At 45.7% G+C, this 13,426-nt stretch carries 1 protein-coding gene; it reads left to right on the top strand.

The genetic code is table 11. From position 1 onward, the window contains the following. Nucleotides 1-19: 19 nt before the first annotated feature. Complete coding sequence (locus tag AC2TF6_RS03055; RefSeq protein WP_491309844.1) at nt 20-12,715, top strand: amino acid adenylation domain-containing protein; 12,696 nt, start codon at nt 20-22, stop codon at nt 12,713-12,715. Nucleotides 12,716-13,426 lie beyond the last annotated feature (711 nt).

Genomic DNA, 13,426 nt, shown 5'->3' on the forward strand with positions numbered 1-13,426 from the left:
TATAAGGTGGAGAGCGGACATGAGTTCAAAAATGGTTTTAGGTTCTAATATTGAGAATATTTACTCTCTTACCCCACTACAGGAAGGGATGCTGTATCATAAGCTGATGAATGGTGATTCTACCGCTTATGTCGTTCAGCATCGTTTTGAACTGAACGGTCTGATTAATGAACAAAAGGTACAAGAGGCAATACAACTTGTAACGATGAAGCATGACGTTTTAAGAACCTCCATCGTATTTGAGAAATTGACTATGCCCAGACAAATTATACTCAAGAACCGGACAATAGAATATGAACGGCTAGATTTATCGGATATTGCGGCATATGATCGAAACAATAAAATGGATATGATTGCGCAACTTGATGTGGAGCGCGGGTTTGATCTACAACGCGATTCTTTATTAAGGGTTAAGCTCGTTCATTTTGGAGCAAACCAATATAAGATGTTATGGACTATTCATCACATCATTATTGATGGTTGGAGTTTATCTATTTTGTTCAGTGATTTCAAAACGTATTATGACATGCTTGAAAATGGAAAGAGCTTGCAATCTATCATGTCGATAGTGGAAACTGACAAGAAGAGAATCGAAAAATATGGAGATTATGTGAAGTGGCTGGAGCAGCAAAATGCTATTGAAGGAATTGCGTATTGGGAAAAATTATTATCTGACTATGATGGAACAGCGGATATAAAGTCAATGGAGCAAACGCCATTAGAGGTGGAAACCGTTTCTTTGAGTGAAATGAAATTATCTAAAGAACAGACGGCAAGTTTGCAAAATCTCGCTGCCACCCATCATATTACGATGAATACGATTGTGGAAACAGCCTGGGGAATTGTACTGCAAGCGTATACAGGTGCCAAAGATGTTGTTTATGGCAAGGTAATTTCAGGCAGGCATGTTGCAATTAGAGGAATTGAAAAAATTGTGGGTCCATTTATCGTGACGATTCCCGCAAGAATCAGGTATAAAGAAGATGATATGGTTGTTGAAGTTTTGCGCAGCACGCAGCTACAAGGGACGAAAAGTACAGCTTATTCTTATTGTCCCTTACAGCAGATTATGAGTTTAACGAAGCAAAAATCAGAGTTGATTAAGTACTTATATGCCTTTGAAAATTATGAGCTTGATGAGACTTTATTGACACAGCACAGTGAGGGACTTGGGTTAAAAATAGAAGCTTATCGGGAGCAAACTAATTATGATTTAGTCTTAATCGTAAATTATGAACAGGGGTATTTGCGTTTTCAGATGCAGTATGCGTCAAATCATTATGGGTCAAAGGAAATAGAAGCAATGTTATTGCGCTTACAAGTTGTCTTACTCTCTTTCGCCAACAACCCAGAAAGGAAGTTATCTGAACTTGAGACAATAACAAAGGAAGAAAAAGAACAGATACTAGGTGCATTTAATGACACGTACTTACCGTATGCAAAGGATAAAACGATTCCAGCATTATGGGAAGAGCAGGTCGCTACCACACCGGATGCAATCGCTGTTGTATATGAAGACAACCATGTGACGTATGACGCGTTAAACAGAAAAATCAACCAAGTGGCATGGGCGCTTCGCAGACTGCACATTAAACCTGATGACCGCGTGGTTATCGTGGCAGAGCGAAGTGTGGAGATGATTGCCGGGATGTATGGCATCATCAAGGCAGGTGGTGCGTATGTGCCAGTCGATCCTACAATCCCGGCAGAGCGTATGCGGTTTATCCTAAATGACTGCAAACCAAAGGCAGTGCTTGTGTATAAAACTACGATTGAAACGGATCTGCCGACGATTAATCTGGCGGACGATAAGCTCTGGGAAGGGCAAGGCGAAAATCCGGAGCAAGTCAATCGCCTCGATGATTTGGCTTATATTATCTATACATCCGGAACGACGGGGCAGCCGAAAGGGGTGATGTTAGCGCACAGCGGCGTAGTTGCGATGAGGAGTTACCTGCAGGAGAAGTATGAAGTGACGCAGCAAGATAACGTGCTTCAGTTTGCCAACTATGTATTTGACGCCTCCGTATGGGAGATGACACTGTCGCTTTTGCTGGGTGCAAAGCTAACCCTCGTGTCCCAAGGGGTTCTATCGGATGTGAGCAGCTTTAACGCCTTTATTAAGAAAAACGGAATCACGTTGACGTTGCTACCGCCGCAATACTATCTGCAGACGGATATAAGCGGACTAAGGGTACTGACGACAGGGGGATCGGCAGCAAACGCGGAGATGATCGAAAAGGCAGGGAGCGGTACACGATATATCAATGCCTATGGACCGACGGAAAGTACAGTATTGGCAACTGGATGGGAATACGATGGAGAGAGTGACATTCCCTATCCTGTACCTATTGGAAAACCAACGAGCAATACGCAAATCTATATTATGGATGGCATGAAGCTATGCGGGATAGGTGTACCAGGGGAGTTATGTATTGCAGGCAGCGGTGTGGCAAAAGGGTACTTGAACCTTCCGGCACTAACCGCAGAGAAGTTTATTGAGAATCCATACGGGGAGGGAAAACTGTACCGGTCAGGGGACTTAGCGAAATGGTTGCCGGACGGGAACATAGCCTATTTAGGTCGTATTGATGGCCAGGTGAAGATCAGGGGGTTCCGGATAGAGCTGGGAGAAGTAGAAAATGCGCTGCGGCAGCTGGAAGGGATCCAAGATGCGGCGGTCATAGTACGGGAAACCCATGACGGAGAGAATGCGCTGTTTGCCTACCTAATATCGAAAGATCGAGCACAGCTGCAAGCGGTGAGACGGGACTTGGAGGAAGTGCTACCGGCCTATATGGTGCCAGCCTATATGATGCAGATCGAACAACTGCCGGTGACGCGCAACGGCAAGCTGGATGAACGGGCACTGCCGGAGATCGTGGCAGTAAGCGAAAAGGAATACACGGCTCCGAAAAACGAACTTGAAGCGCAACTATGCAATATCTTTAGTGAAGTACTGGGCGTAGAGCGGGTCGGCACGCAGGACAGTTTCTTTGAACTGGGCGGAGACTCGATCAAAGCGATACGAATCGTATCGAAGCTAAGAAGCGCAGGATATCATATTGCAATCAAAGATATTATGCAAAAGTATACGGTTGAGGCAATCAGCTACGCGGCACAAAAGTCTGCCCTAGAGGAACAGTACGAGCAAGATGAAGTAAGTGGCATCGTACCGCTGACGCCGATCGTCAGAGAGTTTGCATCCTGGAATCTTCCTAAGCCACACCACTTCAATCAGGACATGCTGATGGAGATTGATCTGGAAGATGAGAAGCAGCTTCGGGAGGTGCTTGATGCCCTTATGGCGCATCATGATATCCTGAGATCCGTCTACCGGGAAGGTCAGCTAGAGATCGTAAAGGTAAGTGACAGCAGAGCGTATGAACTCAAGGTGTATAACTATATGGAAGAACAAGCAGCAGCAGAACCCATGGAAGCGGCTTGTACCGATCTGCATAGCAGTATCAACTTAGAAGAAGGACCGCTGGTGAAGGCAGCGATGTTCCGGACAGTGGCAGGGAACCTGCTGTTTCTAGGGATCCATCATCTTGTGGTGGACGGCGTATCGTGGCGTATCCTGCAGGAAGATATCAGCACAGCCATCCGGCAAATAAAAGAAGGGACAAAAATCCAATTCCCGGAAAAGACAGCGTCCTATAAGGCATGGGCGGAAGCACTGGCAGAATATAAGGACAGCCATCTATTGCAGAAAGAACGGCCGTACTGGGAGCAAGTAGCCGCACAGATGGCGGCAGGCGAACTAAGGATGGACGAACAGACGGGAGAAAGCGGGTATGGCAGCTGCACGATACATTTAAATAAGGAAGAAACCGCACAGCTTATCCACCAGGCAGGTCGGGCGTATAATACCGAGATCAATGACTTGCTCATCAGCGCCCTGGGAATGGCCGTGAGGAAACTGACAGGGGCAAGGGATGTAACGATAGGCATGGAAGGACACGGAAGAGAACCGATTCATAAGCGGATCGATATCGACCGGACGGTCGGATGGTTTACAAGTATATATCCGGTGGTGGTACCGTGTCATGAGGATATAGCAGAAAGTATCATTACAACCAAAGAAATGCTGCGTAAAATCCCGAACCGAGGCCTTGGATATGGTCTATTACAGGAACAATTGCCGGTCAGACCGCTTGAAGTCATGTTTAACTACATGGGGCAAATGGACGCTGAGGCGAAGGGGAGAAAACTACACTTTTTTAGTTCGGGTAAGGGATCAGCCGATGAAAATACCGTCTTTCGTAAGATTATCGTCAACGGGGGCATCATGGATGGAAAGCTGCAGCTGGTGATCGGGTACAACCGGTCCTATCTATCCAGTGATAGGATGCAATCCCTTAGTGAACTATACATGACAGCGTTACTTGCGATAAAAGACCACTGTATAGCGATAAAAGAATCGGTTCGGACACCGTCTGACTACCGGGCAGCGGATTTAACCCGAACGGATTTATCGGTCATTCAACAAGCAGTCGGGGGTTCATCTCAGGTAGAGCGGATATACGGACTCACTTCACTGCAGAAAGGGATGCTATACCATAGCATCGCCGAACCAGAATCGACAGCCTATAGAAACCAGAATATTTTTATAGGGCAAGGCTATGCCGATGAATACATGGTGAAGCAAGCACTAAAGCTTCTTGCGATACGGCACGAAGTGCTGCGTACAGCGATTATTCATAAAGATATATCGATGCCGAAACAAGTCGTGATCCGAGAGAGGGAAGTGGAATACGAAAGAACGGACCTAACGGGAGTAGAAGCAATCGTGCAGGCAGAAATGGTGGAAGCGATCGCACACGGTCAAATCCAGCGAGGCTTTGACCTAGCACAAGACCCGTTATTGCGTGTACACCACGTAGTACTGTCAAAAGACTGTTATCAATTGATCTGGAATTTTCATCACATTATTATGGATGGTTGGTGCCTATCGACGGTATACGGGGAGTTCAACCGACTCTATAAAGCGCTGCAAAAAGGTGCTTTGACATCTGATCTAAAGAAGCAGGTGATAAAGGACAAGCAGGATCAGACATCCTACGAAGATTATATCGGATGGCTAGAAAAACAGGATCAAGAAAAAGGGCTGTCTTACTGGTCAGACGTATTAGCAGGGTATGAAGAAGTCGCCGAAATTAAACCAGTGTATACACCGCAAGAGAGCGAACAGCAAGTGCAGCGCCTAGCGATTACATTAACTCCTGAGGACAGATTGCGGATAAAAGAACTGACATCCGCCCATCAAATGACGGTGAGTAATGTAGTGGAAACGGCCTGGGGAGTTGTCTTGCAAGCATACAGCGGACAAAAAGATGTGGTATTCGGGAAAGTAACATCTGGACGGCAAAGCGATGTGCGGGGAATAGAAGATATCGTCGGTCTATTTATTAATACGATCCCCGTACGTGTAACGAGCAAAGAAGGCATGAGTGTAATGAGGCTGCTCAAAGAAATGCAACAGCAAGGGTCGGAAAGCGAACAATATGCCTATTGTTCACTTGCAGAGATTCAAGCACAGACGGAGCAGAAACAGCACTTGATTCAAGTGCTCTATGTGTTTGAGAACTATTATGTGGATACAGACAAGCTTACAGATTTCACGTATAAGATAGTATCTGGCCGCGATCAAAACCACTATAACTTGACGTTATGCGCATACGAGTCGGGAGAGAAGATAGTATGTGAAATACTATACAATCCGAATATGTATGCACGTGAGGACATTGTACAAATGCTTGCACGGGTAGAACATGTGCTACACGCCTTAGCAGCAAACCCAGAAATGAAGTTATCTGAACTCGAGACGACAACAGAAGAAGAAAAAGAGCAAATACTAGGCGCGTTTCAAACCAAGCCAACCCAATATCCGCACGAGGAATCGATCAAAAGCTTATTTGAGGCGCAGGTTAAGAAAACACCGGATCGGATAGCGGTATCTTGCGGGACGGAGCAACTGACGTATGCGGAGTTAAATGCGAAGGCAAACATCGTTGCCAATCGGCTGCTTGCTACTAAAGTCAGAAGCGAAACAGGCAAAGGCGAAACGATGGTAGCGTTGCTGTTAGAGCGTAATATGGATATGGTCATCGGAATACTCGGGGTAGTGAAGGCCGGATATGTCTATGTGCCAATCGATCCAGAGGCGCCGCAAGACCGTATCCAGTATACGCTGGCAGACAGTGGTGCAAGCTTGCTTCTTGTCAATCAAGGAAAAGAACATAGGGTATCACTTCCGCAAGGAAGTATCTATGCGATAGAGCAGTTGTATGCGGATGAACCGGATGCAGCATGGGGGGCAGAACTAAAAGCTAATCCGGATGTATCCATCGCACCGCAAGATGCTCTATATATCATCTATACGTCAGGTACGACCGGTGAGCCGAAGGGAACGGTAATCGAACATGAATGTGTCGTCCGGTTGATGCATAACGATGACATGCCGTTTAATTTCCATGAAGAGGATGTATGGAGCCTGTTTGCAGCCTACAACTTTGACGTATCGGTATGGGAAATGTATGGAGCGCTATTATACGGAGGTCACCTTGTAGTTATACCCAACGACGCCAAAAAAGACAGCTATGCTTTGTTAGAACTATTACGCGAAAAAAGGGTGACGGTACTAAACCAAGTGCCGTCTTCTTTTTATAATCTGATGCAAGTAGAGCTAGCAGAAGCAGGTGAGAGACTGTACGTCAAACATCTAATCTTTGCCGGAGAGGCGCTGCAGGTAGGGAAATTAAAGGGATGGCATGCGAAGTATCCGGAGATGAACATCGTAAATATGTACGGTATAACAGAGACGACTGTCCATGTAACGTACAAAGCGATCACTGCAGAGGATATTGCGCTAGATGTGAATGACATCGGAAAGGCGCTCCCTACACTGAAAATCTATATATTAGATGGGGACAAGTTATGCGGGATTGGTGTGCCCGGGGAATTGTGTGTGGCAGGCGTCGGCGTCGCAAGAGGCTACCTGAACAAGCCGGAACTAACCAATAAAAAATTCGTAGCGAACCCTTTTGTACCAGGGGAGCGGATGTACCGGTCGGGAGACTTAGCCAAATGGCTGCCGGACGGGAACATAGCGTATTTAGGTCGTATGGATGACCAAGTGAAGATCAGGGGGTTCCGGATAGAGCTGGGAGAAGTGGAAAATGCGCTGCGGCAGCTGGAAGGGATCCAAGATGCGGCGGTCATAGTACGGGACACCCATGACGGAGAGAAAGCGCTGTTTGCTTACCTAATATCGAAAGATATAGTCCAGCTGCAAGCGGTGAGACGGGACTTGGAGGAAGTGCTGCCGGCCTATATGGTGCCAGCCTATATGATGCAGATCGAACAACTGCCGGTGACGCGCAACGGCAAGCTGGATAAACGGGCACTGCCGGAGATCGTGGCAGTAAGCGAAAAGGAATACACGGCTCCGAAAAACGAACTTGAAGCGCAACTATGCAAGATCTTTAGTGAAGTCCTGGGCGTAGAGCGGGTCGGCACGCAGGACAGTTTCTTTGAACTGGGCGGAGACTCGATCAAAGCGATACGAATCGTATCGAAGCTAAGAAGTGCAGGATATCATATCGCAATCAAAGATATCATGCAAAAGTATACAGTTGAGGCGATTAGCTACGCGGCACAAAAGTCTGCCCTAGAGGAACAGTACGAGCAAGATGAAGTAAGTGGCATCGTACCGCTGACGCCGATCGTCAGAGAGTTTGCATCCTGGAATCTTCCTAAGCCACACCACTTCAATCAGGACATGCTGATGGAGATTGATCTGGAAGATGAGAAACAGCTTCGGGAAGTGCTTAATGCCCTTATGGCGCATCATGATATACTGAGATCCGTCTACCGGGAAGGTCAGCTAGAGATCGTAAAGGTAAGTGACAGCAGAGCGTATGAACTCAAGGTGTATAACTATATGGAAGAACAAGCAGCAGCAGAACTCATGGAAGCGGCATGTACGGATCTGCATAGCAGTATCAACTTAGAAGAAGGACCGCTGGTGAAGGCAGCGATGTTCCGGACGGGTGAAGGGAATCTGCTGTTTCTAGGAATCCATCATCTTGTGGTGGACGGCGTATCGTGGCGTATCCTGCAGGAAGATATCAGCACAGCCATCCGGCAAGTAAAAGAAGGGACAAAGATCCGATTCCCGGCAAAGACAGCGTCCTATAAGGCATGGGCAGAAGCACTGGCAGAATATAAGGACAGCCACCTATTGCTGAAAGAACGGGCGTACTGGGAGCAAGTAGCAATGCAGATGGCGGCAGGCGAACTAAGGATGGACGAACAGACAGGAGAATGCGGGTATGGCAGCTGCACGATACATTTAAATAAGGAAGAAACCGCACAGCTTATCCACCAGACAGGTCGGGCGTATAATACCGAGATCAATGACTTGCTCATCAGCGCCCTGGGAATGGCCGTGAGGAAACTGACAGGGACAAGGGATGTAACGATAGGCATGGAAGGACACGGAAGGGAACCGATTCATAAGCGGATCGATATCGACCGGACGGTCGGATGGTTTACAAGTATATATCCGGTGGTGGTACCGTGTCATGAGGATATAGCAGAAAGTATCATTACAACCAAAGAGATGCTGCGTAAAATCCCGAACCGAGGCCTTGGATATGGTCTATTACAGGAACAATTGCCGGTCAGACCGCTTGAAGTCATGTTTAACTACATGGGGCAAATGGACGCTGAGGCGAAGGGGAGAAAACTACACTTTTTTAGTTCGGGTAAGGGATCAGCCGATGAAAATACCGTCTTTCGCAAGATTATCGTCAACGGGGGCATCATGGATGGAAAGCTACAGCTGGTGATCGGGTACAACCGGTCCTATCTATCCAGTGATAGGATGCAATCCTTTAGTGAACTATACATGACAGCGTTACTTGCGATAAAAGACCACTGTATAGCGATAAAAGAATCGGTTCGGACACCGTCTGACTACCGGGCAGCGTATTTAACCCGAACGGATTTATCGGTCATTCAACAAGCAGTCGGGGGTTCATCTCAGGTAGAGCGGATATACGGACTCACTTCACTGCAGAAAGGGATGCTATACCATAGCATCGCCGAACCAGAATCGACAGCCTATAGAAACCAGAATATTTTTATAGGGCAAGGCTATGCCGATGAATACATGGTGAAGCAAGCACTAAAGCTTCTTGCGATACGGCACGAAGTGTTACGTACGGCGATTATTCATAAAGATATATCAATGCCAAAACAAGTCGTGATCCGAGAGAGGGAAGTAGAATACGAAAGAACGGACCTAACGGGAGTAGAAGCAATCGTGCAGGCAGAAATGGTGGAAGCGATCGCACACAGTCAAATCCAGCGAGGCTTTGACCTAGCACAAGACCCGTTATTGCGTGTACACCACGTAGTACTGTCAAAAGATTGTTATCAATTGATCTGGAATTTTCATCACATTATTATGGATGGTTGGTGCCTATCGACGGTATACGGGGAGTTCAATCGACTATATAAAGCGCTGCAAAAAGGTGTTTTGACATCTGATCTAAAGAAGCAGGTGATAAAGGACAAGCAGGATCAGACATCCTACCAAGATTATATCGTATGGCTAGAAAAACAGGATCAAGAACAAGGGCTGTCTTACTGGTCAGACGTATTAACAGGGTATGAAGAAGTAGCCGAAATTAAACCAGTGTATACACCGCAAGAGAGCGAACAGCAAGTGCAGCGCCTAGCGATTACATTAACTCCTGAGGACAGATTGCGGATAAAAGAACTGACATCCGCCCATCAAATGACGGTGAGTAATGTAGTGGAAACGGCCTGGGGAGTTGTCTTGCAAGCATACAGCGGACAAAAAGATGTGGTATTCGGGAAAGTAACATCTGGACGGCAAAGCGATGTGCGGGGAATAGAAGATATCGTCGGTCTATTTATTAATACGATCCCCGTGCGTGTAACGAGCAAAGAAGGCATGAGTGTAATGAGGCTGCTCAAAGAAATGCAACAGCAAGGGTCGGAAAGTGAACAATATGCCTATTGTTCGCTTGCAGAGATTCAAGCACAGACGGAGCAGAAACAGCACTTGATTCAAGTGCTCTATGCGTTTGAGAACTATTATGTGGATGAGGATAAGCTTACAGATTTCACGTACGAGATTACGTCATCTCGCGACCAACCCCCATACAACTTGACGTTATGCGCATACGAGTCGGGAGAGAAAATAGTCTGTGAAATGCTATACAATCCGAATGTGTATGCGAACGAGGACATTGTACAAATGCTTAGGCGGCTAGAACATGTGCTACATGCTTTAGCAGCAAACCCAGAAAGGAAGTTATCTGAACTTGAGACAATAACAGGGGAAGAAAAAGAACAGATACTAGGTGCATTTAATGATACGTACTTACCGTATGCAAAGGATAAAACGATTCCAGCATTATGGGAAGAGCAGGTTGCTAACACACCGGATGCAATCGCCGTTGTATATGAAGACAACCATGTGACGTATGACGCGTTAAACAGAAAAATCAACCAAGTGGCATGGGCGCTTCGCAGACTGCACATTAAACCTGATGACCGCGTGGTTATCGTGGCAGAGCGAAGTGTGGAGATGATTGCCGGGATGTATGGCATCATCAAGGCAGGTGGTGCGTATGTGCCAGTCGATCCTACAATCCCAGCAGAGCGTATGCGGTTTATCCTAAATGACTGCAAACCAAAGGCAGTGCTTGTGTATAAAACTACGATTGAAACGGATCTGCCGACGATTAATCTGGCGGACGATAAGCTCTGGGAAGGGCAAGGCGAAAATCCGGAGCAAGTCAATCGCCTCGATGATTTGGCTTATATTATCTATACATCCGGAACGACGGGGCAGCCGAAAGGGGTGATGTTAGCGCACAGCGGCGTAGTTGCGATGAGGAGTTACCTGCAGGAGAAGTATGAAGTGACGCAGCAAGATAACGTGCTTCAGTTTGCCAACTATGTATTTGACGCCTCCGTATGGGAGATGACACTGTCGCTTTTGCTGGGTGCAAAGCTAACCCTCGTGTCCCAAGGGGTTCTATCGGATGTGAGCAGCTTTAACGCCTTTATTAAGAAAAACGGAATCACGTTGACGTTGCTACCGCCGCAATACTATCTGCAGACGGATATAAGCGGACTAAGGGTACTGACGACAGGGGGATCGGCAGCAAACGCGGAGATGATCGAAAAGGCAGGGAGCGGTACACGATATATCAATGCCTATGGACCGACGGAAAATACAGTATTGGCAACTGGATGGGAACACGATGGAGAGAGTGACATTCCCTATCCTGTACCTATTGGGAAACCAACGAGCAATACGCAAATCTATATTATGGATGGCATGAAGCTATGCGGGATAGGTGTACCAGGGGAGTTATGTATTGCAGGCAGCGGTGTGGCAAAAGGGTACTTGAACCTTCCGGCACTAACTGCAGAGAAGTTTATTGAGAATCCATACGGGGAGGGAAAACTGTACCGGTCGGGAGACTTAGCCAAATGGTTGCCGGACGGGAACATAGCCTATCTAGGTCGTATTGATGACCAAGTGAAGATCAGGGGGTTCCGGATAGAGCTGGGAGAAGTGGAAAATGCACTGCGGCAGCTGGAAGGGATCCAAGATGCGGTTGTGATTGCAACTAATAATCATGAAATCCAATCGTTATGTGGGTATATAGTATCTCATACAGTGGTTGATCCATTTGAGATTAAACAACACTTAAAGAAGATCCTTCCATCGTACATGATTCCATCGTTTATTATGCAATTGGAGCAAATTCCTGTCACACGCTCAGGGAAAGTGGATAAACATCGGTTGCCTTCGCCAAACGTGCGTGCCCTTATGGGACACGATACATTTGTTGCCGCGCAAAACGATAGGGAGAAGGAACTTGTAACCATTTGGCGTGACATTCTTGCGAGTGAGCAAATCGGCATTCATGATAATTTCTTTGAACTAGGCGGAAATTCATTATTAATCATGAGTATGTTGGCTCGAATTGAAGAAAGGTACCCAGGGATTGTAAAAGTGGGCGATATATTCGCAAATCCTACTATCGCTCAACTGGCAACGTTCATTGATGTAAGCAGTCAAACAGCAATGAGATGTGCACAAGTTCCGTTCCCAGATTCGTATCTGTTAGGTAGTAGGAACAAGGTATTCGTATTCCATTTCCAAGATAATCGTGATTTATTTCATGCACTGAAGGAAATGCAATCAGAGAGCGAGACAGCACTGGAGTCGTGGCTATTGTTTCTGTACACATATAGTGTTATCGAGGCGACAGGTCAGCAGGAGCTGTCGGTTTGCTATGGGGCGAATAATACTTTTTCATCGTTCGAGATCAGTAATCACGACGATTTGAATGTATTGTTGGAGAACGTAAAAAGCAAGAAACAAGCAGCTCCAAAATGTACACAAGCAAAATTTATTATTGATTACAAGCAAAATGGGTTATTTCCGATGTTTTTATATCAGTTCACAGGAGAGAAAGGCTATACGGAATACTGTGATTTCTCATTCTCTTTTACTATGAATGAAGAAGCTGTTTATTTTGAGGCAAAGATTTTAAATCGTACCCTCAATTCGGATTATATTCAATCGTTGTTTTCAAGATGGATTCAGATTGTCCAGCATGTCAGCTTGAAAAATAAACATAATAGCAAAGTATGATAGGAGCCATTCCTGTAATAAAATGAATTCGTGGTTTGAATGAAAAAAGCACCTTCTGTATACTGGGGAACGTTTGATCCAAAGAACAAACCCCAGCACAGGAGGCACACTACAATGAAGTATAAACACATCAGAAAACAGAATCAACGAATTCAACAAATCCAAAAGCTTGCTCAGTACGATGGTATCGGGCAAATAAATGCAAAATATTCGAATCTGCGTTAATCTGATATTGAGCCATTTTCAAATCTACCTCACTAGTTTGTTGTCTCGACAACTACATTCTACTTGAGGGATTTGAATATGGCTCTCTTCATTTATTGGAAGAAGCTATTTTACACAATTATACGGATTCAACTAAAAAGCACTGTAGAACCTTTCTGAAATTTAATACCCTCCCTGATGTTGCTCCGATTTTTGTAAATGTTAATGGATATCAGTACAAATACCATGCTTTTTATCTACAGTGGAACAGCATACTAAATTATGGGGGGTTATAGCTTAATCCTCCAGCGGATTATGGAATAAACGAAGAAGAAGGTCGTATCTGGTACCCATTTGATAGAGGTATATTAAAATATAATTATGGTTTCCAACTTTCTTTACACGGTAATTTCTAGTGGTTCCACACTTTCTTTTTTTCATGTCTATCACGTGCCGCGGCAAACCCAATAAAATCAACAAAACAGGTTCCAGAGTTTTTTATCACTA

The organism is Paenibacillus sp. JNUCC 35 (genome assembly GCF_058269095.1).